Source organism: Kribbella sp. NPDC051620 (assembly GCF_044453825.1).
Lineage (GTDB): Bacteria > Actinomycetota > Actinomycetes > Propionibacteriales > Kribbellaceae > Kribbella.
Window position 1 is genome coordinate 919,752 of sequence record NZ_JBITDB010000005.1, and the last position, 23,440, is coordinate 943,191.

General features: G+C 67.6%; 24 protein-coding genes. 13 read left to right on the forward strand and 11 right to left on the reverse strand.

All coding sequences use genetic code 11. The features are described from left to right. The coding region (locus ACIA12_RS29115) for a hypothetical protein (RefSeq protein WP_396370293.1) at positions 1-213 on the forward strand (213 nt) is incomplete at its 5' end. Between the two features lie 132 nt (positions 214-345). On the opposite strand, the gene ACIA12_RS29120 is transcribed toward ACIA12_RS29115, so the two are convergent. Both ACIA12_RS29120 and ACIA12_RS29125 read right to left on the reverse strand, forming a co-directional pair. Next, positions 346-1,038 (reverse strand): VOC family protein, encoded by a 693-nt coding sequence (locus tag ACIA12_RS29120; RefSeq protein WP_396370295.1) that lies wholly within the window; start codon positions 1,036-1,038, stop codon positions 346-348. 45 nt (positions 1,039-1,083) lie between these two features. Further along, a complete protein-coding gene (locus ACIA12_RS29125) occupies positions 1,084-2,565 on the reverse strand; it encodes an LLM class flavin-dependent oxidoreductase (protein ID WP_396370297.1) in 1,482 nt (493 codons plus the stop codon). A gap of 111 nt (positions 2,566-2,676) precedes the next feature. Between ACIA12_RS29125 and ACIA12_RS29130 the strand changes: the two genes are divergently transcribed. The 6 genes from ACIA12_RS29130 (at position 2,677) to ACIA12_RS29155 (ending at position 7,913) form a co-directional block, all read left to right on the forward strand. Then, a complete protein-coding gene (locus ACIA12_RS29130; RefSeq protein WP_396370298.1) occupies positions 2,677-3,465 on the forward strand; it encodes a polysaccharide deacetylase family protein in 789 nt (262 codons plus the stop codon). A gap of 16 nt (positions 3,466-3,481) precedes the next feature. After that, complete coding sequence (gene thpR, locus ACIA12_RS29135; protein ID WP_396370300.1) at positions 3,482-4,045, forward strand: RNA 2',3'-cyclic phosphodiesterase; 564 nt, start codon at positions 3,482-3,484, stop codon at positions 4,043-4,045. A 42-nt stretch (positions 4,046-4,087) separates the two neighbouring features. Continuing rightward, the gene (gene efeU, locus ACIA12_RS29140) at positions 4,088-4,936 is read left to right on the forward strand and encodes an iron uptake transporter permease EfeU (RefSeq protein ID WP_396370302.1); all 849 of its coding nucleotides are present in this window, start codon (positions 4,088-4,090) and stop codon (positions 4,934-4,936) included. Then, on the forward strand, positions 4,933-6,069 hold the full coding sequence (gene efeO / locus ACIA12_RS29145; protein WP_396370304.1) for an iron uptake system protein EfeO: 1,137 nt from the start codon (positions 4,933-4,935) through the stop codon (positions 6,067-6,069). The genes efeU and efeO overlap by 4 nt, the downstream gene beginning before the upstream one ends. Then, positions 6,066-7,352 carry an iron uptake transporter deferrochelatase/peroxidase subunit gene (gene efeB / locus ACIA12_RS29150; RefSeq protein ID WP_396370306.1) on the forward strand — a complete coding sequence of 429 codons (1,287 nt, stop codon included), beginning with the start codon at positions 6,066-6,068 and terminating at the stop codon, positions 7,350-7,352. The genes efeO and efeB overlap by 4 nt, the downstream gene beginning before the upstream one ends. Before the next feature lie 111 nt (positions 7,353-7,463). Next, a complete protein-coding gene (locus tag ACIA12_RS29155) occupies positions 7,464-7,913 on the forward strand; it encodes a hypothetical protein (protein ID WP_396370308.1) in 450 nt (149 codons plus the stop codon). Between the two features lie 44 nt (positions 7,914-7,957). On the opposite strand, the gene ACIA12_RS29160 is transcribed toward ACIA12_RS29155, so the two are convergent. From ACIA12_RS29160 to ACIA12_RS29175, 4 genes are all read right to left on the reverse strand, one after another. Next, on the reverse strand, positions 7,958-8,797 hold the full coding sequence (locus ACIA12_RS29160; protein WP_396370309.1) for a carbohydrate ABC transporter permease: 840 nt from the start codon (positions 8,795-8,797) through the stop codon (positions 7,958-7,960). Continuing rightward, entirely contained in the window at positions 8,790-9,764 is a 975-nt protein-coding gene (locus ACIA12_RS29165; RefSeq protein WP_396370310.1) for a carbohydrate ABC transporter permease, read from the reverse strand. The genes ACIA12_RS29160 and ACIA12_RS29165 overlap by 8 nt, the downstream gene beginning before the upstream one ends. Next, complete coding sequence (locus ACIA12_RS29170) at positions 9,764-11,083, reverse strand: ABC transporter substrate-binding protein (protein ID WP_396370311.1); 1,320 nt, start codon at positions 11,081-11,083, stop codon at positions 9,764-9,766. Before ACIA12_RS29170 ends, ACIA12_RS29165 begins: the two co-directional genes overlap by 1 nt. 132 nt (positions 11,084-11,215) lie before the next feature. After that, a complete protein-coding gene (locus ACIA12_RS29175; RefSeq protein ID WP_396370312.1) occupies positions 11,216-12,214 on the reverse strand; it encodes a LacI family DNA-binding transcriptional regulator in 999 nt (332 codons plus the stop codon). Positions 12,215-12,296: 82 nt separating this feature from the next. Here ACIA12_RS29175 and ACIA12_RS29180 point away from each other — a divergent pair, with 82 nt between their 5' ends. After that, positions 12,297-13,868, forward strand: a complete 1,572-nt coding sequence (locus ACIA12_RS29180) for an acyltransferase (RefSeq protein ID WP_396370314.1) — start codon at positions 12,297-12,299, stop codon at positions 13,866-13,868. Here the strand turns inward: ACIA12_RS29180 and ACIA12_RS29185 are convergent. Further along, complete coding sequence (locus tag ACIA12_RS29185) at positions 13,858-14,352, reverse strand: helix-turn-helix transcriptional regulator (RefSeq protein ID WP_396370316.1); 495 nt, start codon at positions 14,350-14,352, stop codon at positions 13,858-13,860. The two genes, ACIA12_RS29180 and ACIA12_RS29185, sit on opposite strands and share 11 nt — an antisense overlap. 223 nt (positions 14,353-14,575) lie before the next feature. Between ACIA12_RS29185 and ACIA12_RS29190 the strand changes: the two genes are divergently transcribed. The 4 genes from ACIA12_RS29190 (at position 14,576) to ACIA12_RS29205 (ending at position 18,671) form a co-directional block, all read left to right on the forward strand. After that, complete coding sequence (locus ACIA12_RS29190; protein WP_396370317.1) at positions 14,576-15,640, forward strand: hypothetical protein; 1,065 nt, start codon at positions 14,576-14,578, stop codon at positions 15,638-15,640. A 113-nt stretch (positions 15,641-15,753) separates the two neighbouring features. Beyond that, the gene (locus ACIA12_RS29195) at positions 15,754-16,119 is read left to right on the forward strand and encodes a hypothetical protein (protein ID WP_396370319.1); all 366 of its coding nucleotides are present in this window, start codon (positions 15,754-15,756) and stop codon (positions 16,117-16,119) included. 63 nt (positions 16,120-16,182) lie between these two features. Then, complete coding sequence (locus ACIA12_RS29200; protein ID WP_396370320.1) at positions 16,183-17,565, forward strand: class I SAM-dependent methyltransferase; 1,383 nt, start codon at positions 16,183-16,185, stop codon at positions 17,563-17,565. A gap of 32 nt (positions 17,566-17,597) precedes the next feature. Continuing rightward, entirely contained in the window at positions 17,598-18,671 is a 1,074-nt protein-coding gene (locus tag ACIA12_RS29205) for a hypothetical protein (protein ID WP_396370322.1), read from the forward strand. 5 nt (positions 18,672-18,676) lie between these two features. Here ACIA12_RS29205 and ACIA12_RS29210 read toward each other — a convergent pair whose 3' ends face one another. The 3 genes from ACIA12_RS29210 to ACIA12_RS29220 all read right to left on the reverse strand — a co-directional run bounded on the left by ACIA12_RS29210 (position 18,677) and on the right by ACIA12_RS29220 (position 21,351). Beyond that, the gene (locus tag ACIA12_RS29210) at positions 18,677-19,198 is read right to left on the reverse strand and encodes a GNAT family N-acetyltransferase (RefSeq protein WP_396370325.1); all 522 of its coding nucleotides are present in this window, start codon (positions 19,196-19,198) and stop codon (positions 18,677-18,679) included. An 89-nt stretch (positions 19,199-19,287) separates the two neighbouring features. After that, a complete protein-coding gene (serC, locus tag ACIA12_RS29215) occupies positions 19,288-20,412 on the reverse strand; it encodes a phosphoserine transaminase (RefSeq protein ID WP_396370327.1) in 1,125 nt (374 codons plus the stop codon). 105 nt (positions 20,413-20,517) lie between these two features. Continuing rightward, positions 20,518-21,351, reverse strand: coding sequence for a phytanoyl-CoA dioxygenase family protein (locus ACIA12_RS29220; protein WP_396370328.1), 834 nt, complete (start codon positions 21,349-21,351; stop codon positions 20,518-20,520). Positions 21,352-21,441: 90 nt separating this feature from the next. Here ACIA12_RS29220 and ACIA12_RS29225 point away from each other — a divergent pair, with 90 nt between their 5' ends. After that, on the forward strand, positions 21,442-22,218 hold the full coding sequence (locus ACIA12_RS29225) for a helix-turn-helix domain-containing protein (RefSeq protein ID WP_396370330.1): 777 nt from the start codon (positions 21,442-21,444) through the stop codon (positions 22,216-22,218). On the opposite strand, the gene ACIA12_RS29230 is transcribed toward ACIA12_RS29225, so the two are convergent. Continuing rightward, a complete protein-coding gene (locus tag ACIA12_RS29230) occupies positions 22,215-23,330 on the reverse strand; it encodes a citrate synthase 2 (protein WP_396370332.1) in 1,116 nt (371 codons plus the stop codon). The two genes, ACIA12_RS29225 and ACIA12_RS29230, sit on opposite strands and share 4 nt — an antisense overlap. Positions 23,331-23,440 lie beyond the last annotated feature (110 nt).

The window sequence follows — 23,440 nt, forward strand, 5'->3', positions numbered from 1 at the left end:
TGCAAGAGCAACAGACAGTCCCGGCTGCTGCTGTGGTTCACGCGGTGCCGGGCGCCAGGTTTGTCTGGCCTGCTGGAACGACAGATGTCGATCGATTGCGGCTTGACCGAACAACTGGCTTGGTGGCGGTCGTACGGGGCGTGGCCGTGCACCTGCGTGCATACGGTGGCGGATCCGGACGGGGTGCTCTGGCGTGATGTGCCGCTCGGGTAGGCCGAGCGGTAGCCGCCTGCGGCTCTGTCCGGCGCCGGCAGCGGGGTGGGCTAGAGGCATCCTCAAACAGCTCCGGGGTCAAGGCGACGCCGATGGCTCATCGGCTGGGGCGTCAGCGTCCTGACCAGTGCTTTAGCTGTCTCGGGCTTGCCAGGTGGTTATGCAGGCTTCGTTGTCTTCGGGGTCGGCTAGGACCCAGAAGGCGGGGGCTCGGTGGTCGGAGAGTAGGCGGCCGCCGGCTGCTAGGGCGGCTTTGAGGCGGTGGGGGGCTTCGTCGTGGGGGACGGAGATGTCGAGGTGGATGCGGTTGCGTTGGGGGCGGGGGTGGTCCATTTGCTGGAACCAGATGGCGGGGCCTTGGCCTAGGGGGTCGACCAGCGGGTCCGTGGGGCCGTCGGCTCCTGCTTCGGCGGTGTAGCCCAGCGCTGCCTTCCAGAAGGGGCGGATCGCGGCGATGTCGAGGGCGTCGATGCCGAGTTCCACGAGTTGGACCGATCGTGGGGCTTCCGTGTTGATGTCAGGTTTGGTTTGTGAGCCGGCTTCGTGGACAGCGGCGGAGATCTGGTGCGCGAGGGCGGTGTCGCGGGTGGTTACGGCGGCGTGGTCCAGCGACTGGAGGGTGAGGATCACCCGGCTGGGGCGGAGGTCGACTCGAAGATGCTGGTCGGCGTCGTCGCCACACGCCTCGACCGCGCGTGAGGTGATCTCGGCCGCCTGGGTCAGTGATCCGACCGGTACCGATGTTCGCAGTGTGCCGAGGAGGAAGCGCCACCCCGCGTCGCTGACAGCTTCCGAGGCATCCGTTCGGCTCAGCTTCTGCTCCATGGCTCCATCCTCGCAGCCTCGGCAGTCCACGCGGTGCCAGGTGAACTAGCGGAAGGCGGCGATGATCTCCGCCGCGGTTTCGAGAGGGGCGAGGTCGTCATCGAGGTCGGGGAGGCTGAGCATCACCTCGGTGGCACCCGCCTCGGACAGTTCGCGGAAGCGGCCGATCTGGTCGGGGATGGTGGCTGCGTTGACGGAGGCGGCGTACTTGGCTGGGTCCTGGTTGCGGGGGCGGAGACGGTCGATCAGTTCGGTGAGGTGCTGGGGGTTCTTGCCGATGAGGGTGGTCGAGAGTTGGGTCAGCCGTGGCGGTTCTTTGCCGGGAGGGGTGTTTGCCTGGAGATAGGCGGCCTTCTCCCGGACCTTGTCCGCGGGGCCGAAGACGTTGACGGCATCGGCGTACCGGGCTGCCAGGCGCAGAGTGCGGTTGCCGCTGCCGCCGAGCAGGATCGGTAGTGGGTCCTGCAGCGGGCGCGGGTAGCAAGCAGTCTCCGGTACGTCGAGAACCTTGCCTCGCCACGGTTTGTTGCCTGGTCCCCACAACACGGGCAGCAACTGCAAAGCGTCCTGCAGCAAGGCATACCGATCGCCGACCGACGGAAACTCCCACCCGTATGCCTTGTGTTCGGCCTCGAACCACGCCAACCCGAGCCCACACACCGCCCGACCACCACTCAGCACGTCGAGCGTCGCCACGATCTTCCCGAGGTGAGCGACGTTGCGATAGGTGATCCCGCTGACGAGCGTCCCAAGGTGCACCCGCGACGTACAGGCTGCCAGATACGCGAGCGTCGTCCAGCTCTCCAGGAAGTCCTCCCACGCCCGCCCCACCTGCGGAATCTGCCGGAAGTGATCCATCACGTAGATCGCATCGAACCCAGCCGTCTCAGCAGCAGCGCCGATCTCCTTGACCCATTGCCCCGTCGTCTTCCGCCCCGCCTTGTGCGTATAGCTGCTCAACTGCAACCCGAACCGCAACCGCGCCGGCGCCTCCCGTTGCCGCCGCGCCGCTTCCCCCGCCCCCACAAACGCCTCCGGTACTACGCGTACCGCCGTAGGCGCGAGCACGTCGTCATACCCTTCGCCCGGCAACTCCTTCTTGACCGCCGCCCAAGCCTTGAGCTGCCCAGTCAGCACATCCGCCGGGATCCGCTTGGCCCGCTCCCGATTCCGCCGCCGGCACTCCTCCGCCGGCGTATCGAACCCAACCGCCACACACGCGATCCCTTGCGCCCGAGCCATCGCCAGCCAGTTGAGCCGCCGCTCCCGATCCAGCCCGAGCGTGTCGATCACCGTGGTCAACCGCCGCCCGATCCGCTGCCGAACCACTTCCTCCAGCAACGCGAACGCATCCGTACTCGCCGCCAGATCGTCTTCCCCCGCCCCCACCAGCGCCCGCAGCCGATCGCTGGACACCACCAGATCAGCCGCGAACGTCTCCGCGGCCCAAGTCGACTTCCCCGCCGCCCCCGGCCCCACCAACACCACCACACAAGGCGCCGGCAAATTCCGCCCCTCGATCTCCATACCCCAGTCTCACCCCGCGAATCGGAAACGCGCGAACTGGATGGGGACTTTCGGCGTCTCATCTTCTGCAAGGCCCTGGAAGTGGGGCCGTCTGGTCAATGAGGAGTCGTCATGTCCCGCAAGCTCGGTGCCTTCATCAACTTCGGCATCGGTGTGTCGGCGGTCTTTGTGATCGTCGGGGCGGTGGCTTTCGGGATGGGGCAGGCCAACCAGGCGGCGGCGAGTGCGCCGGACAAGACGGTTTCCTCCGCGAAAGCCCCGGCCAAGGTGCCGGCGAAGACGCCGACGACCACGCCGAGCCCGACCACCCCGAGCCCGAGTACGCCGGTCAAGCCGGCCGGCAACCGGACTGCTGGTGCCGAAGGCAACAAGGTGTTGTTCTTCACCTTCGACGACGGGCCGGATCCGGTGTGGACGCCGCAGGTGCTCGAGGTGCTGGCGAAGTACAACGCTCACGCCACCTTCTTCGAGTTGGGTAGTATGCAGGAGCAGCACCCGAGCCTCAAGGAGCAGGTACTTGCTGCTGGCAACAGCATTGGGAGTCACTCGATCTCGCATCCGCAGCTGACGAAGGTGTCGGCGGCCAAGCGGCATCACGAGATCTTCGACGGGCCGGCCTCGAAGTGTTTCCGGCCGCCGTACGGTGCGGAGAACGCGAAGGTCAAGGCGGACATCAAGGCGGCCGGGATGAAGCCGGTGCTGTGGGACGTCGACACCCTCGACTGGCAGCGGCCGGGGACCCAGGCGATCGTGAACAGCATCCTCAAGGGCGCCCACAATCAAAGCGTGATCCTGATGCACGACGCCGGCGGCGATCGCAGTCAGTCCGTGGCGGCGCTCGACCAGGCGCTGGAGACGTTGACGGCCCAGGGATATGCCTTCGCCGCGATGGACTGCTGACCTCTAAAGTCGTGGGATGCGACTGTTTGTGGCGGTCATCCCGCCGATGGAGGTTGTCGAGCATCTGGCCGAGTTCGTCGGCCCCCGAAGAGATCACCCGGATGAGGACATCCGCTGGGCGTCGGACGAGAACTGGCACATCACGCTCGCGTTCCTGGGCGACGTACCGGAGTACAAGACCGAAGACCTGGCTGAAGGGCTCGAGCGGGTGGCGAACCGGCAGAAGCCGTTCGACCTCCGGCTGAAGGGATCAGGAGCGTTCCCGAGCGTGGCGGACGCCCGGGTGCTGTTCACCGGCGTCCAGGACGAGTCGGACGCTCTGCCGCACCTGGCGATGACGACGCGGTCAGCTGCGAACAAGGCGGGGGTGACCGTGGACGGGCGCAAATTCACCCCGCACCTCACGCTGGCGCGTTTGAAACAGCCGATGGACGTGGTCCGGTGGGTGCGGATCTTCGACACCTACGAGGGACCATCCTGGACAGCGGAGAGTATCGAGTTGGTCTCATCGCGTCTAGGGGAGGGTCCGAGCCATGGTGCGGCGTACGACACAGTGGGCGAATGGAGCTTCTTAGGCTAACCTTCGGAAGGTTAGCCGTACCTAATACCTGGAGTTCCCGCCATGCTCGCCAACTACCTGATCGGTCTTCGTGAAGGTCTCGAAGCCTCGTTGGTGGTCAGCATTCTCGCCACCTTCCTGGTCAAGGCCGGACGGCGGGACAAGCTCAAACTGGTCTGGGCCGGAGTGGTCGCGGCGCTCGCCGTCGCGGCCGTCGGCTGGGGTCTGCTGCAGTTCGTCACCGCGCTGACCGCCAAGTCGTTCACCACCCAGGAGACGATCGGCGGGGTGATGTCGATCGTCGCGGTCGGCTTCGTCACCTGGATGATCTTCTGGATGCGCAAGGCCTCCCGCAGCATCGCCCGGGAGTTGCGCGAGCGGATGGGGCAGGCGCTGGAGCTCGGCTCCGGCGCCGTCGTCCTGCTCGCCTTCCTGGCGGTCTTCCGGGAGAGCATCGAGACGGCCTTCATCGTCTACGCCTCGGCCGCGACCGCGACGACGGCCGCGCCGCTCACCGGCGTAATGCTCGGCCTGATCACCTCGGTCGTGCTCGGCTTCGCGATCTACCGCGGCGCGGTCAAGATCAACCTGGCCGTCTTCTTCAAGTGGACCGGCGCGCTGCTGGTGCTGGTCGCGGCCGGCATCTTCGCCTACGGCTTCCACGACCTGCAGGAGGCGAACATCCTGCCCGGCCTGCAGAACCTCGCCTTCGACATCTCGCAGGTGATCCCGCCGGACAGCTGGTACGGCGTACTGCTGAAGGGCATCTTCAACTTCAGCCCGGCCCCGACGGTGCTCGAGGCGACCGCCTGGCTGGTCTACCTCGTCCCGGTCCTGTTCCTGTACTTCCGCCCGATCAAGTCGACGCCGTCGCCCGCGGTGCCCGTCCGAACTGCCCAGGAGAACTCATGATCACCACCCGCCGAGCCGCCGCCGTCGGCGCAGTACTGCTGCTGGCCGGCCTGACCGGTTGCGCGGACGACAAGCCCGCCGCCGGTGCCGACGACGGGACGGGTCCGGTCAACGTCAAGGCGACCGACTCCGAGTGCGGCCTGAGCCGTACGGACGTGAAGTCCGGGACGAGCACCTTCTCGGTCTCCAACGGCGGCAGCAAGGTCACCGAGTTCTACGTGTACGCCGAGGGCGACCGGGTGATGGGTGAGGTCGAGAACATTGGCCCAGGCCTCAAGCGGGACCTGATCGTGGAGCTGCCGACCGGGAAGTACCAGGCCGTCTGCAAGCCGGGCATGGTCGGCGACGGCATCCGGGGCGACCTCACCGTCACCGGCGCCGCAGCGGCCCAGGTGGACGAGGACACCGCACTCAAGCAGGCCACCGAGAGCTACCAGCGCTACGTGAACTCGCAGGCGATCGCGCTGGAGCAGAAGACCATCGAGTTCGTCACCGCGGTCAAGGCCGGCGACGTCGCCAAAGCCAAGGCGCTGTTCCCGGTCTCCCGCACCTACTGGGAGCGGATCGAGCCGGTCGCGGAGTCGTTCGGCGACCTCGACCCGAAGATCGACGCCCGCGTCAACGACGTCGAGCCCGGCACCGAGTGGACCGGGTACCACCGCATTGAGCAGGCCCTGTGGGAGAAGAACACCACCGCGGGGATGGCGAAGTACGCCGACCAGCTGCTGACCGACGTGAAGACGGTGGTCGCCAAGGCCAAGGTCGTGAAGCTCAACCCGCTGCAGCTGGCCAACGGCGCCAAGGAGCTGCTCGACGAGGTTGCCACCGGCAAGGTCACCGGTGAGGAAGACCGCTACTCGCACACCGACCTGTGGGACTTCCAGGCCAACGTCGAGGGCTCGCAAGCCGCGGTACAGGCCCTGCGTCCGGCGCTGCAGCAGCGCGACCCCGCACTGGTCACCACGCTGGACACCAACTTCAAGGCAGTCTTCGCCGCGCTGGACAAGTACCGCGTCGGTGACGGCTTCAAGCCCTACACCGCGAGCGAGGCCGAGAAGAAGGAACTCGGCGCGGTCGTGGACGCGCTGGCCGAACCGGTCAGCAAGGTCGCCGGCGTGATCGCGAAGAAATGACCGAGAACACGAACGACGCCCAGCAGCGTCGAGGGATCTCCCGTCGCGGTCTCTTTGGCGCGGCGGGGGCCGCGGTCGCCACCGGCGTCGCCGGGTACGCCGCCCACTCAGCGCTGACGACCGAGGAGTCCCAGGCCGCCGACAACAGCGGCCCGGTCGAGTTCCACGGGACCCATCAGGCCGGGATCGTCACGCCTGCGCAGGACCGGCTGCACTTCGCCACCTTCGACGTGACGACCGACAAGCGCGACGCCGTCATCTCCTTGCTGAAGGAGTGGACAGCAGCGGCGGCGTTGATGACGGCGGGCCGCGACATCGGCCAGTACGGTGCGGTGAACGGCCCGGGCGAGGCTCCACCCGAGGACACCGGCGAGGCTGTCGGCCTGCCGCCGGCCCGGCTCACTCTGACCATCGGCTTCGGGCCGAGCTTCTTCGTCGATGCCAAGGGCAACGACCGGTTCGGGCTGAAGGGAAACCGCCCGGCCGCGCTGGTCGACCTGCCGCACTTCATCGGTGACAACCTGGATCCGGCTCGCAGCGGTGGCGACATCGCGATCCAGGCGTGCTCGGACGACCCGCAGGTCGCGGTGCACGCGATCCGCAACCTGGCCAGGATCGGCTTCGGGACGACGGTCGTGCGGTACTCGCAGCTCGGGTTCGGGCGGACGTCCTCCACGTCGAGGGCGCAGACCACGCCGCGCAACCTGTTCGGCTTCAAGGACGGTACGAACAACCTCAAGCTGGAAGACACCGCGAAGCTCGAGGAGCAGCTGTGGGTCCAGCCCGAGGACGGCCCGGACTGGATGGTCGGCGGCTCGTACCTGGTGTCGCGGCGGATCCGGATGACGATCGAGATCTGGGACCGCACGTCGCTCGGCGAGCAGGAGCAGATCATCGGCCGCGGCAAGGGCACCGGCGCTCCGCTGGGCAAGGCCGACGAGTTCGACCCGATCGACTTCAACGCCAAGACCTCGGACGGTACGCCGAAGGTGGCCAAGGACTCGCACGTCCGGCTGGCGCATCCGCAGTTCAACAAGGGTGCGGAGCTGTTGCGGCGTGGGTACAACTTCGTCGACGGCTCGGACGGCCTCGGCCGGCTCGACGCGGGGCTGTTCTTCCTCGCGTACCAGCGCGATCCGCGCAAGCAGTTCGTACCGATCCAGCAGCAGCTGTCCCGCTCCGACGCCATGAACGAGTACATCCGCCACGTCGGCTCAGGCATCTTCGCCTGCCCACCAGGAGTCACCCCCGGCTCCTTCTGGGGCGAGAAGCTTTTCAGTTAGATCCCAACAGTTAGACCTCCGTCTAACTGTTGGGCCGCGGCGCCCAGCTCAACCACCAAACCCATTGCGCCTCCGGCCTGCCGCGGGTGCATCCCCGGCCTCAGCGTTGACGTGATCACCAAGCGGCTCAAGGCCAAGGGCTTCAGTTGCAAGGACGACCGCATCCTCGGGATGCGCTGCGAGAAGGGCGGGCTGGAGGTCGGCCTCAGCCGCGTCTACAAGACGAAGAACCAGGTCGAGAGCATCGACGTGGGCGGGCGCGCCTCCGGCAGCGGGAGTTATCCGCAAGGCCCGAAGAAGGCGTGGGCGTCGCTGCAGGCCGGCCTGCCCGGGATTCTGCCGCTGTTCATTCCCGATGCCGCGGCCCGGCGGCAGATCGTCGCCTTCGCCGCCAAGAACACCAACCACGCGGCGACCGGTCCCGACGCCGTGAAAGAGACGAGGCTCGACAACTACCGCCTCTCCTGCCACGGAATCAGCGGCGCCACCGTCGGCAAGAACGGCCGGAGCTCGTCCAGCTACTCCACCTCGGTGGACATCTACGGTTCGTCGCCCTACTGAACGACGACGCGCGGGGTCACCTGACCCCGCGCGCCACGTCATTGCTACTTGACGGCTCCAGCGGTTACTCCGGCGACGAAGTGGCGTTGGGCCAGGAGGAAGCCGATGACGACCGGGATGCTGACCACGAGGGCAGCGGCCATGATCTGGTTCCAGTAGATGTTGGTCTGGGTCGAGTACTGCCGTAGTCCGACCGACAAGGTGCGGTTGGACTCGGTCGTCATCACCGAGGCGAACAACACCTCACCCCAAGCGGTCATGAACGAGTAGATCGCGACCGCGATGACGCCCGGCCGGGCAGCCGGGAGTACGACCCTGGCAAGCGCGCCCATCGGACCGCAGCCGTCGACCAGTGCCGCCTCGTCGAGTTCGCGGGGGATGCTGTCGAAGTACCCGGCGAGCATCCAGATCGAGAACGGCAGGCTGAACGTCAGGTACGTGATGATCAGCCCGAGCCGGGTGCCGACCAGTTGCAGCCCGAGCGAGTTGTTGATGTTCACGAAGATCAGGAACAACGGCAGCAGGAACAGCACGCCGGGGAACATCTGCGTCGACAGCACCGTGGTGGTGAAGACGCTGCGGCCGCGGAACCGGAACCGGGAGACCGCGAACGCCGCCAGGATCGCGATCGCGACCGAGCAGACGGTGGCGACCACCGAGACGATCGTGGAGTTCACGAAGTACCGGGCCAGCGGCACCGTCTTCCACATGTCCACGAACGGGTCGAGGGTGAGCTTCGACGGCCACCAGGTGAAGGCGCCCTGGACGTCGCTCAGCGGTTTCAGCGACGAGGTCACCATCACGTAGAGCGGGACGAGCACGAACAGCCCCAGCACGGTCAGCACGACCGCGCGATAGGCCTTGAATCCCTTGGTGTCACGCACGACGAGACCTCCGGCCGGTGACGATCAGGTAGGCGCCGGTGACGATCATCAAGAAGATCAGCAGCAGCACGGACATCGCCGCGCCGGAGCCGAAGTTCCAGGTCAGGAACGACGCGTTGTAGATGTGGAAGGTGATCAGGTCACCCGCCGGCGGCTGCGCGTTGCCGAACAGCACGTACGGCGTGTTGAAGTCGCTGAACGTCCACAGGAACAGCACCAGCACGAGCACCAGGTTGACCGGCCGCAAGGCAGGCAGCGTGATGTTGCGCCACTGCCGGACCGACCCGGCGCCGTCCACCGCGGCCGCCTCGTAGACGTCGCGCGGGATGCTCTGCAGCCCGGCCATCAAGGTCAGGAACGCGAACGGCCACAGCTTCCAGACCGCGACCGTGATCAGTGAGACGAGCGCGTTGCCGCCGATCAGCCAGAACGGGCGGTCGCTGGTGAGCCCGAGGTTGTCGACGATCACATGGTTCACCGCGCCGGTGTCGCGCTGGAGCATGAAGTTCCAGGTCAGGATTCCGGCGTACGCGGGGAGCGCATACGGCACCAGGAACAACGTCCGTACTACGCTCCGCCCCTTGAACGGTGGTTGCAATGCGACCGCCGCCGCCATCCCGAGAATCCACGAGAGGGCCAGCGTGATCAGCGAGAAGGCGACCGTGACGCCGAAGGACTTGAGCAGGCCTTCGCCGACCGCGTTGTGGAAGTCGACGGCCACCCGGTAGTTGTTGAAGCCGGCCCACGGCGCGGCCGACCAGTTCGAGATGAAGAACTTGGTCAGCTTCACGAAGCTCATCCAGATGCCGACCAGCATCGGCACGATGTGGATCAGCAACTCCAGCAGGACCGCCGGGGCGAGCAGCAGATAGGGGAGCTTCCGGCTCAGACCGGGCCGGTGGTCGAGCCCCCGCCGCGGCGGCTTGGCAGCCGTCGCGGCAGGGGCATCCTCGGTGACTACGGACATCAGCTGCCGGCCGCCACTTGGTCCTGGGCCGTCTGGAGGACCGACTTCACGTCATCGGCGGTGACCGTGCCACCGGTGGCGATCTTGGCGAACAGGCCGTTCATCGCCTTGCCGACGGTGCTCTCGAACTGGTCCTCGGCCGGTACCAGCGGCAGCGGCTTCGACTTGGTGTTGTAGACGTCCTGGAAGGTCGCCGCCTCGGCCGCGTCGGTGGTGAAGACCGGCTTGGCGTCCTTGAGCACCGGCAGCGAGGAGAACGGCTTGCCCAGCGTGGCCTGGGTGGTCGCGTCCGTCATGTACTTGACGAACTTCAGCGCCGCGTCCTTGTGCTTGGTGTTCTTGAAGATCGACAGGTTGATGCCGGCCACGTGGCTGGCGGTCTGGTTCGGCGAGCCCTGCGGCGCGGGGAACGGCACGACGCCGTACTCGCCGGCCTTCATCCCGTTGGCCACGATCGAGGAGTCGGCGTTGTTCTGGTTGATCACCATCGCCACCTTCTTGGTGGCGAAGTCGTTCACCGACTTGGTGCCGTTGTCGTACTGCGCGTTCGACGGGTTGGCGACCTTGTCCTTCTGCATCAGGTCGAGGTACCGCAGCACGCCCTGCACGTTGCCGTCGCTGGTGAAGGTCGGCTTGCCGTCCTTGTCGAACCAGTCGGCGCCGTTCTGGGCGCCGTTGATGAAGGCGAAGTGCACGTTCTCGGTGTAGCTGCCGGCCGCCAGCGCCATTCCCCAGGTCTTCTTCGCCGGGTCGGTCAGCTTCTGCGCGGCCGACACCATCTCTTCCCAGGTCTTCGGCGGCTGCAGCCCGGCCGCGGCGAACATCGCCTTGTTGTAGTACAGGCCGTAGGCCAGCCCGTAGAGCGGGACCGAGGTCGGGTCCTCGCCTTCCTTGCCGCCGGTCGCCAGAGCCGTCGGCACGAACTTGTCCTTGCCCCCGATCGCGTTCATCGCATCGTCGTCGAACGGCAGGAACGCGCCGGTCGCCTGCAGGGACGCGGCCCAGGTGTTGCCGATGTTGAGCACGTCGGGGCCCTGGCCGGAGGTGGTCGCGGTCTGGATCCGGGTCTGCAGGTCGTTCCAGCCGATCACCTCGAGGTTGACCTTGATGCCGGTGTCCGCGGTGAACTTCTGCAGGACCGGTGTCAGCACCTCTTTGTCGTTGTCCAGGCTGGTGCCCTGGTTGCTGGCCCAGTAGGTCAGCGTCTGGTCTCCACCACTACCGCCGTCGGAGCCGCCTGAATCGCTGCCACCGCAGGCGGCCAGGCTGATTCCCAGGGCGGTCACCGCTGCTGCGGCTACAAACGAACGCAGTCTCACGTCGGACTCCCTCGTCCCGTCGAGCCTCCGGCAGGAGAGCGGAGGCTGGTGCGGCCATAGTGGCCTAACCGGTTAAGCTGCGGAACCCTAACCGGTTCAGTTGACCCGGTTTCGTTATTTCACCGTGATCTTTCAGGCTGGTGCGGTCGAGTCCCGCACGCGTAGTACCCCAGAAGGGGTCTCCCAATGCAGCCCCGACTCGCCGGCCGCGATCCGGAACAGCAGATCGGCCGCCATCCGGCCGCGCTCCATCGTCTGCTGGTCGACGGCGGTGATGCCCGGGAGCGCGAGCTCGCACAGCGGTGAGTCGTCCCAGGCGATGATCGAGAGCTCGTCCGGTACCGCGGTCCCGAGCTCGACGGCGACGCGGAGAGCAGCGACAGCCATCAGATCGTTGCCCAGGATGAGGGCGGTCGGCCGGTTCTTGCTGGTGAGGAGCTTGCGCGTGATCGCCGCGCCGTCGGCGTACTGGTAGCTGCCTTCGAGGTGGGTGACCCGGATGCCGCGTGCTTCGGCGTGCTCCTTGAGGAGTGTCACCCGCAACTGCTCGTGGACGAAGGTGAACGGGCCGCTGACATGTGCGACGTTCTTGTGGCCAAGCTCTTCCAGGTGCCCGACCAGCAGTTGCACCGTCTGCTCCGGCGAGCTGACCAGCCGGCCGACGCCGTCGTCGGGCGCGTTGGAGCTGACCACGACGCAGGGGACGCCGAGCTCCTTGAGCAACGGGATCCGGGGGTCGTCGTTGTGCTCGTCGAACAGGATGAATCCGTCGACCCGGCCCTGCCGGCTCCAACGGCGGAGTACGTCGAGATCCTGGCCCTGCTCGCCGGTCAGCCGGAGAAGGAGCGAGGAGTCGACCTCGTTCAGGTACTGCTCGATGCCGACCAGGGTGCGCATGTAGAACGCCTCGGTCGAGATCAGCGCCGGGTCGCGGGCGATCACGATGCCGATCGTCCTGGTACGGCTCGCGGACAGCGCGACGGCGGCGGAGTTCGGGTGGAAGCCGAGCTCGGCGGCGAGGCTGAGCACGCGTTGCCGGGTCTCCTCGCTGACGCCGGAGCGGCCGTTCAGCGCGTACGAGACCGAGGCCTTGGAGATGTCGAGCCGGCGCGCGAGGTCGCTGATCGTCACGCGCTGACTGCGCTGCCCCCCACCGCTCCCTCCTTGCATGGGCCGAACGTTAGCAGCGCAGTTTTCTGGATAGCGTTATCCCATGACCTCGTCCGGTATGACCTCCGCCGCTCACCGTCTGGATTTCCTTCCGTGGGAGTACGCCCGCGCATCGCCCGCTGAGCGCGAACGGCAGGCCGAGCGGCACCGCGAACTGAAGGGCTCGGCGGGGCCGGCCGGTTCGGTGGAGCTGGCCGCCGACGCGTATGTCGCGGAGAGCGCCGCGGTCTTCTGCGAGGTGCTCCGGATGGGGTCGCGGTCCTACATAGCCGCCCACGCCTACGTCACCGGCGAGATCCGGCTCGGCGCCGACACCACCATCAACCCGTTCACCACGGTCCGCGGCAAGGTCGTCCTGGGCGACGGCGTCCGCATCGGCGCCCACACCTCGATCCTCGCCTTCAACCACGGCACCGCCCCCGACCAGCCGATCCACCGCCAACCCCACACCTCCGCCGGCATCACCGTCGGCGACGACGTCTGGATCGGCTCCAACGCGGTAATCCTCGACGGCGTAACCATCGGCCCCCACAGCATCATCGGCGCCGGCGCGGTAGTAACAAAGAACGTCGACGAGTGGTCCGTAGTAGCCGGCAACCCCGCCCGCAAACTCCGCGACCGCCGCGAGCCTAGAAGGCCGGTTGCAGAACTTTCGGCACCTGCCGCAGCCTTTGCTGTCAAAGCGCGGTCGCAGGCGGACGCCTTGCTGGCAAGGTGTTTTGATGGTGAGAAGTTTGTCGATCAGCCTGGGGGTGAGTCTGCGGTCCGGCCTTGGTGTGATGCCATCGAGATCGCTGATCTGCTCCTTCGACGTGCACCCGCTGGCCACTCGACAGCTGACCTGGTACGTCGGTTGCGGGCGGCTGAGGTGTCTGTGCTCGACGGGCCCGGGAGCTATCACGTGCTCTGCGTCGGCTACGCCCTTCAGTTGCTGGGTAGTTGCTTCGAGCACCCAATCTCACTCGACCTGGAACCGGCCCGCTTCGACGAGTTGCCGTGGGCAAGGAATGCGTGGAGCGCGGGTGCGGCGATCGACTCCGTCGGTACGGCGATCGCCCGGAACCTCAAGGATCATGGGGATTCCACCATGCTCTACCCGCTGATGGGCTGGCTGACCACCCACGCCGATCCCGAGACCGGCATGTGGGGCCAGCCTCACCCCGACGACGGTTGGCTGCAAGTGGTCAACGGCTTCTATCGCCTGACGCGCGGCACCTATGCGCAGTACGGGCTCCCGCTGCCGTACCCCGAAGCGGCGATCCGCACCCTCCTGGTCCACTCGCAAGACCAGCGCGTCGAGTTCAACGCCTGCAACGTACTCGACGTCATCCACCCGCTCTGGCTGGCCGGCAAGCAAACCGACTACGGCCGCGCACAAGGCCGTGAATGGGCCGAGCAGACGCTGGCCATCATCCTCACCCGCTGGGTCGACAACGAAGGTTTCGCCTTCGCCCCCGACGCCACCGACGCCCGCGCAACCCCTGGCCTGCAGGGCACCGAGATGTGGCTGGCCATCATCTGGCTCCTCACCGACTACCTCGGCTTCTCCGACGTACTCGGCTACCGCCCCCGCGGAGTACACCGCCCCGAACCGCTCATCACCCTCAACCGTTGAACCAGCCGTCAGTGTGCAGCGTGCGGCCGAGTCGGCCGGCGTACTGGCTGAAGAAGATGCGGGAGGAGAGTTCCCGGCGGCTGGAGACGCCTACCTTTTCGAAGATGACCTTGAGGTGGTCCTGGACCGTGTAGGGGGACAGGTGGAGGGCCGCGGCGATCTGGTTCGTACTGTCGCCCAGGAGGACGTGCTGGACCACGTCTCGCTCGCGATCGGTCAGCCCGTACGCCTCCACGATGAGCGGGATGACCTTGGCCGCGCCGGCGGCGGACACGACAGTGGTGATCGACGAGGGCAGCATGCCCCACAGGTCGCCACCGAGCTCGGCGATCCGCTCCTGCGCGGTAGCGCTGGCCGAGATGACCTCATTGGTGCCGTCGAAGATCACCACGGCCGCAGACGTGTCCCGCCCGGTCTGGCCGACGTTTGCCGCGACCAGGCCGCGCCGGAGGCCCAGTGCCATCGTGGCCTCGATCCAGTGCATGAACTGCGCCTCGGCCGGGGAGAAGCCGACCCGGTCGCCAGGCTCGGGGAGATCAAGCAGCGGGTGGATCCGCTGGGCGTATTGGTCGGCAACTACCTACTGGTCTGAGCTGGTCGGCAGGGGTCCACTAACCTGGGCCGGTGGACCCCCGGACCCGACGGCTCGTCACCTCAGTCGTACTAGCGGCGCTGGTCGCGATCGTGGTGATCGCGGCGCTGGTGAAATGACCACCAGGTCGTCGTACCTGCTTCGGGCCGGACTGGTCCGCAACGTGCGGACCGGGGAGCACCTGACCACCTTCGTGGTGTCGGGGGTCTCGACCGTCCTCATCACTCGCCTGATCCTGGGGCTGAGTGGTTACCCGCAGATCGGCGGCAAGGGACTGCACATCGCGCATGTCCTGCCCGGCGGACTGCTGATGCTGCTCGCCATCTACCTGCTGCTGTCGTACGTCGGACCGGTGGTCCGGCCGGCGGCGGCGCTGGTGGGCGGCGTCGGCTTCGGGCTGTTCATCGACGAGGTCGGCAAGTTCATCACCTCGGACAACAACTACTTCTACCAACCGACCGCGGCGATCGTGTACGTCATCTTCGTGCTGATCGTGCTGGGCTCGAGGTACGTCAGCAACCGGCGGCCGATCGACGAGCGGGAGCAGTTGGCCAATGTGGTCGACAACGCGGTCGAGGGAGTCGCCGGTGGGCTGTCCCGGCGTCGGCTGGCACAGGCGTCCGCGCAGTTGAGGGTGGTGGGGCCGGAGGTCGTCGGGCGGCGGGAGACCCGAGCGCTGCTGGCTGCTTGTCCGCCTGACGAGGTGGAGCTCGCTGCGCCGATCGACGCCGCGTGGAAGAAGCTGCACCGGGGCTTCGACCGGCTGGCGACCCATCCGCTCGCGCCGGCCGTGGCGGTCTTCGTGCTGACCCTGCAGGCGCTCGGTGCTCCTGTCATCGCGGCCGGCCTCCGGTTGGATGACGGGCGGTTGCTGACCGACCTGCCGGTGGTCGGAGTGGCTGCGGGGAGTCTGCTGTCGGCAACCTTCACGATCCGGGGCGGGCTGCGGTTGCGGGCTCGCGATCGGGCGCGTGCGGTGCGGCTGTTCGAGCTCGCAGTACTGGTGTCGCTGCTAGTGACCCAGGTGTTCCAGTTCGCCGGTACGCAGTTCGCCGCGGTCGGCGGGATGACCCTCGACCTCGTCCTACTCGGCTTGCTCGGCGCCGAGAGCGAACGACTGCGGCAAGCAGCCGCCCCAGTTCTCATCGCGGCCGAAGAGGACCGCGGCGATGGCGGCTAGTAGACCAGCGGGCCGGTTGGGTTGTCCACAGGTCTGAAATTCGTCTCTGGATCGCGGTGGGATCGCGGCATCTTCTCTGGTGAGAACCCGTTTCGACACGAAGGAGAAGACACATGGTCCGGGTGATGCTCGAGGACGCCGACTACTGCGACGTCCCGTCCGACCTGATGACATTCGACGACGGCGTGGTCGTCTTCTGGCGCGATGGCGAGGAGGTCGGCCGGCACCGACTGCTCCGGATCAGAGCCCTGGAGCTGCCGGCCGGCCGCTCCTACGGCCGTCGCGTGGAGGAGGCCCGCAAGACGTATCCCAATGCCTTCCGGCTGTGGACGGCAGAGCAGGAGGAGTTGCTCACCCAGATGTTCCAGGACGGTGCCGGCAAGGACGCGCTGGTGACCGCCCTGGGGCGCCAACCCGGCGGTATCGAGACCAGGCTGAAGGCCCTCAATCTGCTCCCCGAGGACGGCAAGCTGGTGTAGCCCTGGTGTAGCCGAGGCGAGACCCTTTTGTGATCTCGCGGAGCGGTCGGCGACAATGGCGCGATGCAGGCTGACCAGGAAGCGGTTGAGCGGACCGGCGACGCGAGTGAAGACTCCGTCGCGGGTGCCGTACGCGACGAGTCTGCCGGAGGTGCCGCAGGCGACGATCCTGCCCGGGTTGCGGCGGGTGAGCCGTATGCCGGGGGTGCCGCGGGCCAGGCGTCTGCCGGGGGTGCTGCGGGTGAGGAGTCTGTTGCGCGGGCTGCGGTTCGGGAGGCGCTGCTCGAGCCGGGGGCGTTGGTGCGGGCGGTCGGGTCCGGGCGGCGGCGTGGGGCGGAGGCGCCTCAGTACCAGCGGGTGGAGTTGCGGTATGTGGACCTCAAGGGGGTTCGGCGACTCCAGGTGACTGAGTTCGACGAGCGGCAGGCGCATACCCGCAACGCGGACGCCGGTGGCGCGGGTGAGGTCGTGGATGAACTGCTCGGGCTTCCGTACGGGAACTGGCATGTCGAGACGACCTCCGAGACGCTCCGGCTGCGATACACCAAGAAGGGCCGGCCGCTGCTGCACCGGCAGGCCGAGCAGCACGAGCAGGAGACCTCACACGACCGGGCCAAACACCGGCTGCTCGATCCTGCCGCGGCGTTCCTGGTCGAGTTGGGGATCAGTGACCATCTCGGGCGGGTGAAGCCGTCGCGGCAGGCGAAGTACAAGCAGATCGAGGAGTTCTGCAAGCTGCTGCTGCCGGCCGTGGAGGACGCGGTGTCCGCGGGCCGGATCGGGACCGGCCGGCCGTTGCACGTGGTCGACCTCGGCTGCGGGAGCGCCTACCTGACGCTCGCGGCGTACCACTTGCTGACCGATGCCGGGCATGACGTGCGGATGACCGGCATCGATCACAACCCGGCCGCCCGGAAGCGGAACACCCAGCGTGTCACCGCGCTGGGCTGGCAGGACCACCTGGAGTTCGTGGACGCGACCATCGCGGACGCGCGGCTCGACACGCCCCCGGACGTCGTGCTCGCGCTGCACGCCTGCGACACGGCGACCGACGACGCGCTGGCCCGGGCGGTCGGCTGGGAGGCGCCGCTGATCCTCGCGGCGCCTTGCTGCCACCATGACATCCAGAAACAACTCAAGAGCGTCGAACCACCGGCGCCTTATGCGCTTCTCACCAGATATGGCATCGTTCGGGAGCGGTTCGCCGACGTCCTCACGGATTCGCTCCGGGCGGCGGTGCTCCGACAAGTCGGCTACCGGGTAGAGGTGGTGCAGTTCGTGGACAGTGAGCACACGCCGCGCAACCTGCTGCTCCGTGCTGCCCGGACGGGCGCGGCTGCCGGCCCGGAGGTGCGCGCGGAGTACGACACGCTGACCGCGGAGTGGCAGGTCACGCCACATCTCGCGACACTGGTGCTCGCCCCCGACCGCGAGGCGGTGCTTTGAGCTTGCTGCGCAATGCCCTGACCCTGACTGCCGTGGCTCTGCTGAGTTTGGCCGGGGTCGCGATCCCGGCGGGTGCCGCTGACGCGGCCGATCCGACCCCCGGGGCGCCGAAGAAGCTGTTCACCATCGACGACTCCCGGGTGGACGAGTCGTCCGGGCTGGCGAAGAGCTCGCGCTACGAGGGCATCTGGTGGACGGTGAACGACTCCGGCGACACTGCCCGGGTGTTCGGCGTCGACAAGACCGGCAAGGTCCGGGTCCAGCTCAAGTTCAAGGCGCCGGTCAAGGACGTCGAGGCGATCGCGGTCGACAATGACGGCACCATCTACATCGCCGACATCGGCGACAACAACAAGGTCCGGGATCAGATCTACGTGTACACGATCCCCGAGCCCAACCAGCTCGAGGACGAGGATGACGTCAAGTTCCACCGGTACGACTTCGAGTATCCCGACGGCGCGCACGACGCCGAGACGCTGCTGATCGAGCCGGCCAGCAAGCGGCTGTACTTCGTCACGAAGGTCAAGAAGAAGGCCGGTGCCATCTACGCCGCGCCCGAGGACGCGTCCCGTGAGGGCACCAACAAGCTGACCAAGCTCGCCGACGCGCCCGCCTCGGAGTACGGGGTGACCGACGGCACCTTCATGCCGGACGGCAAGACGGTCGTGCTGCGGACGTACCTCGACGTCGCGACCGTGGCTTGGGGCGATACGCCGACGCTGGTCGCACGGTCGGCCACGCCGGTCGCGCAAGGCGAGTCGGTCGCGGTGGGACCGACCGGCAGCGACATCCTGGTCGGCAGCGAGGGCAAGAACTCGCCCGTCTACGAGATGGCCGCGCCGGCCAAGAAGACCGCCGCGAAGCCGCCGGCGGCCACCAACCCGGCCGCCACGCCGAAGCCGGCCGCGAACACCAGCTCGACGGAGCCGAAGAAGAGCCACAGCCTGCGCTGGATCGTCGTCGGCGCCGCTCTGCTGGCGCTCATCATCACCTTCGTCACGTTCCCGGCCGGCCGCCGCGAACGCCTCGACCGAATGGCAGAGAACGCCCGCCTCACCGGCCAGCCCCCACCCAACCCCCACGGCCGGCGCCGCTCCAACGCCTAGTACGGCTAGTTGCTTCCGGTCGGTGGAACCGGTTTTGCGAAGTGGACCCGGCGATGGCCGTGCTGTTCCTCGCGATGGGTCTCGGTGTAGCCGTGGCGTGGGTAGTAGGCGAGGTTCTCGGTCATCTTCTCGTGGGTGTAGAGCACGATCCGGGAGTACCCGCGGGCCCGAGCCTGCTCTTCGGCGAACGCGAGCAAAGTGCTGCCCACGCCCTGCCCCTGCGCATCCGGAGCCACCGCGACGACATCGAGCAGCAGCGCATCCGCCTGCTCCTCGAGCAACACGAACCCGAGCGGTGGTCCGCCTGCGGGGGTGAGCGCGAGGGGCGGCGGCTCGGCGTCAGCGACGGCGGGCGGAGGCTCGACTTCGGCGAGCCAGACCTTGTGGTCAGCGATCGCGGTGGCGTAGTCCAGCGTCATCGGCATCGCGGGACGGCCGATTCGCTCGGTGTACCGCTCGAAGGCGGCGATCGCGAGGCTGGTCACCGCCGCCGAGTCCGTGGCGACTGCGGGACGGATCGAGGTCATGCCCCCATCGTCACTCCCCAGCGAACCGGCGCAAAGCAACCGGCCGCCGTCCCCTGTGGGAGCGGCGGCCGGTCGGGTGGTCGGGCGGGTCAGCGGAGCTTTTCGACGGTGTAGTCGATGGCTTGGGTGAGCTTCTCGACGTCGTCGGGGTCGACGGCGGGGAACATCGCGACCCGGAGCTGGTTGCGGCCGAGCTTGCGGTAGGGCTCGGTGTCGACGATGCCGTTGGCGCGCAGCACCTTGGCGACGGCCGCGGCGTCGATCGAGTCGTCCAGGTCGATGGTGCCGATCACCAGCGAGCGGGCTTCGGCGTCCTCGACGTACGGGGTGGCGTAGTCGGACTTCTCGGCCCAGGTGTAGAGCCGGTTGCTGGAGTCGGTGGTGCGGCTGACGCTCCACTCCAGGCCGCCCTGGCTGTTGATCCAGTCGGTCTGCTCGGCCATCAGGAACAGCGTGGACAGCGACGGGGTGTTGTACGTCTGGTTCTTGCTGGAGTTGTCGACCGCCGTCGCCAGGTCCAGGAACGCGGGGATCCAGCGGCCGGACGCGGTGATCTCCTCGACCCGGGCCAGCGCCGCCGGCGACATCAGGGCGATCCACAGACCGCCGTCGGAGGCGAAGCACTTCTGCGGCGCGAAGTAGTAGACGTCGACCTCGTTGATGTCGACCGGGAGGCCGCCGGCGCCGGAGGTGGCGTCGATCGCGACCAGCGCGCCGTCGTCGGCGCCCTCGACCCGCTTGATCGGGGCCATCACGCCGGTGGAGGTCTCGTTGTGCGGCCAGGCGTACAGGTCCACGCCGGCCTCGGCGACCGCGGCCGGGCGGGTGCCCGGGTCGGCCTTGATCACGGTCGGGTCGCCCAGGTGCGGCGCGAGCTGGGCGGCCTTGGCGAACTTGGACGAGAACTCGCCGAAGCTCAGGTGCTGGCTCTTCTCCCGGATCAGGCCGAAGGTCGCGATGTCCCAGAACGCGGTCGAGCCGCCGTTGCCGAGTACGACCTGGTAGCCGTCGGGCAGCTGGAAGAGGTCGGAGACACCCTGCTGGACGCGGGCGACCAGGTTCTTCACCGGCGCCTGGCGGTGCGAGGTGCCGAGCAGCTTGGCCCCTTCGGTCGCCAGGGCCGCGACGGCCTCCGGGCGCACCTTGGACGGACCGGCGCCGAACCGTCCGTCAACCGGCTTGAGCTCTGCGGGGATGATGATGTCGCTGGTCACCAGCGGTTCCCTTCGTCGTCTGGCTGAATCCTGCCGACGACGCTGTCAGCACTTCACAGTCTTCCACATCTCCCCACGCCGTCTGCCGCGGGTCTCAACAGGCCGCTACTCGTGCTTTCGGGTGACCTTCTCATGCCCGGTCATCACAGCCACCGGCCCGTCCTCGCCAGGCACCCACTCACCGCAGGCGCCGCCGCCCTCGGCGACCCCCAGCTCCAGTGGAGTCCCGTCCATCCGCAGTGCCGGGTGGTAGTACTCAGCGACCTGGTCGGCCTCGCCCTGGATGTAGTGCCCGATCAGTGCCCGCCGGAAGCGGTCTGTACTCACGTTAGGCGCGCTGCCATGGACGAGAGCGCCATGGAAGAACAGCACGTCACCAGGAGCCATCTCAACCGGTACTGCCGCCTCCTGCGACGGCAGCGGGACAGTGACGTCCGTGAAGCTCACCTTGGTGTCGGCCTTCTCAGTGCACAGGATCGGCCACCGGTGGCTGCCCGGCACGACCTCCAGACACCCGTTCTCCACATCGACCGTGTCGAGCGCCATCCACGCCGCTATGCAAGTGCCCGGCTCGGCCTTCAGATAGAAGTTGTCCTGGTGCAGAGCCTGGCCTCGCGACCCCGGCGGCTTGAAGTAGATCATCGTCTGTACTGCGTAAGGCGACCGCCCGAGCAACCCCGTCATCACCTCGTCCAGCCGCCGGTCGATCAACCACTGCAGCGACAACTCGTCCCACCGATGCATCTGCGCCATCCGCGGATACCGCCGCAACGGATCCCGGCTGCCGGCCTGTACGCCGACCACATCGCCCGGGTAGGACCCTCGCCCGCGCAACTCCATGTAGTGGTCCCGCAGCCGCCCCACCTCGTCCGCCGCGAACAACCCGCGCACCAGCGTGTACCCCGCACTGTCGAACTCCTGCTTGTACGAAACGCTCACCACTGGCTCCTCACGGATTAGGCTGACATCAATATCCTCCCCGTCCACAAAGGCTACGGCGACGGATGATCGACGCAAGGAGTTGACCTTTTGACGCATCAGCCCGTCCTCGCTACGCCGGTCGCCCTCGAACTCCATTCGCCGCCGACCTTCTGGCGGTGCGAGCCGTCCTGGTCGTGGGTGTCGCCGCCGCAGCAGGATCACCTGCTCTGGTGCGTGCTGGACGGCATCGGCCGGCTGGAGCTCAACGGCAGCACCCGCGAGCTGGGACCGGGCGTCTGCGCGGTGTTCGCGCCAGGGGATGCGCCCACGGCCAGCCACGATCCACGGCGTCGGCTGCTGGTGTTCGGGATGCACTTCGCTGTCGACCCGCAGGGCGTAGTACCGGCGACGCGGTGGGCCGAGGTGCAGGACCGGGTGCTGCTCGGTGCGCTCGCCCGGAGCAGCGATACGGCGTACAGGCGGGGTGATCCGCTAGGGCGACGGCAGGCCGAGCTCTGCCTGGAGCAGTTGCTCGGTCTGATCTGGGACGCGGCACACAGTCCGCAGCCCAGTGCGACCGACACTGCTGTGCAGGAGGTCGCGCAGGCGATCAGGCAAGACCCCAGCCGGGACTGGAGCGTCGCAGAGATGGCCGCCCAGGCGCTGCTCTCCAGAGCTCAGTTCACCCGGAGATTCGTCGCCCAGCACGGCACCTCACCTGCCCAGTACCTGATCCAGGCCAGGGTGGAGCGAGCGCACCAGCTCCTGACCGAGACTGCCATGACAGTCACCCAGGTCGCTGCCGCGCTCGGCTACACCGATGTCGCCTACTTCAGCCGCCAGTACAAGTTCCGCACCGGCAGCTCACCGAGCCAGACCCGCTAGTTGGCCCACTTCTCGTTCCAGCCCTCGATTTCTGTGGCGGGGCGGGACGCGGGGCCCGAGTAGATGGCAGAGGGACGGATCAGGCGGCCGGTGCGCTTCTGCTCGAGGACGTGGGCGCTCCAGCCGGCCGTGCGGGCGCAGGTGAACATGGAGGTGAACATGGGCGGCGGGACCTCGGCGAAGTCGAGCACGATCGCTGCCCAGAACTCGACGTTGGTCTCGAGGACCCGGTCCGGGCGGCGCTCGCGCAACTCGGTGAGGGCGGCCTGTTCCAGTGCCTGGGCTACCTCGTAGCGGGGTGCGTCCAGCTCTTGCGCCGTACGGCGAAGTACCCGGGCGCGGGGGTCCTCGGCCCGGTACACGCGATGGCCGAAGCCCATCAGGCGCTCGCCGGCGTCCAGCAGGCCCTTCACGTAGGAGCGGGCGTCACCACTCTTCTCGACGCCCTCGATCATCGTCAGTACCCGAGCAGGAGCGCCACCGTGCAGCGGGCCTGACATCGCGCCGACAGCACCGGACAGGGCCGCGGCGACGTCGGCGCCGGTGGAGGCGATCACCCGGGCGGTGAAGGTGGAGGCGTTCATGCCGTGCTCGGCGGCAGAGGTCCAGTACGCGTCGACTGCCTTGACGTGCTTGGGATCGGGCTCGCCGCGCCAGCGGATCATGAAGCGCTCGGTGATCGTGCTCGCCTTGTCGACCTCGCGCTGGGGGACCATCGGTTGCCCGATGCCACGAGCGGCCTGGGCGACGTACGACAGCGCCATCACGGCCGCGCGGGACAGGTCGTCGCGTGCCTGAACATCGTCGATGTCGTAGAGCTGCCTCAGACCCCAGGCCGGGGCGAGCATCGCCAGCGCGGACTGCACGTCGACCCGGACATCACCAGTGTGCACGGGCAGCGGGAAAGGCTCCGCGGGCGGCAGGCCCGGGGTGAAAGCGCCGTCGACGAGGAGGCCCCAGACGTTCTCGAACGGCACCCGGCCGACCAGATCCTCGATGTCCACCCCGCGATAGCGAAGCGCCGAACCTTCCTTGTCCGGCTCCGCGATCTGGGTGTCGAAAGCGACCACACCCTCTAGACCGTGCTGAACATCGACCTTTGGATCTGACATCCCCTGAGACTCCCTTGTCCGGCTGTTCGATCTAGGCGCTCAGGCAGCATAGTTCTCCGCCTGACCGCGCGGACAGATCTGTGACCGGTTCGGCGTGAACCTCTGGCTGT

Coding starts and splice junctions, on each gene's coding strand:
- ACIA12_RS29120 (WP_396370295.1), bottom strand. CDS start 1,038: ATGGAGCAGAAGCTGAGCCGAACGGATGCCTCGGAAGCTGTCAGCGAC.
- ACIA12_RS29125 (WP_396370297.1), bottom strand. CDS start 2,565: ATGGAGATCGAGGGGCGGAATTTGCCGGCGCCTTGTGTGGTGGTGTTG.
- ACIA12_RS29130 (WP_396370298.1), top strand. CDS start 2,677: ATGTCCCGCAAGCTCGGTGCCTTCATCAACTTCGGCATCGGTGTGTCG.
- thpR (WP_396370300.1), top strand. CDS start 3,482: ATGCGACTGTTTGTGGCGGTCATCCCGCCGATGGAGGTTGTCGAGCAT.
- efeU (WP_396370302.1), top strand. CDS start 4,088: ATGCTCGCCAACTACCTGATCGGTCTTCGTGAAGGTCTCGAAGCCTCG.
- efeO (WP_396370304.1), top strand. CDS start 4,933: ATGATCACCACCCGCCGAGCCGCCGCCGTCGGCGCAGTACTGCTGCTG.
- efeB (WP_396370306.1), top strand. CDS start 6,066: ATGACCGAGAACACGAACGACGCCCAGCAGCGTCGAGGGATCTCCCGT.
- ACIA12_RS29165 (WP_396370310.1), bottom strand. CDS start 9,764: ATGTCCGTAGTCACCGAGGATGCCCCTGCCGCGACGGCTGCCAAGCCG.
- ACIA12_RS29180 (WP_396370314.1), top strand. CDS start 12,297: ATGACCTCGTCCGGTATGACCTCCGCCGCTCACCGTCTGGATTTCCTT.
- ACIA12_RS29185 (WP_396370316.1), bottom strand. CDS start 14,352: ATGCACTGGATCGAGGCCACGATGGCACTGGGCCTCCGGCGCGGCCTG.
- ACIA12_RS29190 (WP_396370317.1), top strand. CDS start 14,576: ATGACCACCAGGTCGTCGTACCTGCTTCGGGCCGGACTGGTCCGCAAC.
- ACIA12_RS29195 (WP_396370319.1), top strand. CDS start 15,754: ATGGTCCGGGTGATGCTCGAGGACGCCGACTACTGCGACGTCCCGTCC.
- ACIA12_RS29200 (WP_396370320.1), top strand. CDS start 16,183: ATGCAGGCTGACCAGGAAGCGGTTGAGCGGACCGGCGACGCGAGTGAA.
- ACIA12_RS29210 (WP_396370325.1), bottom strand. CDS start 19,198: ATGACCTCGATCCGTCCCGCAGTCGCCACGGACTCGGCGGCGGTGACC.
- ACIA12_RS29230 (WP_396370332.1), bottom strand. CDS start 23,330: ATGTCAGATCCAAAGGTCGATGTTCAGCACGGTCTAGAGGGTGTGGTC.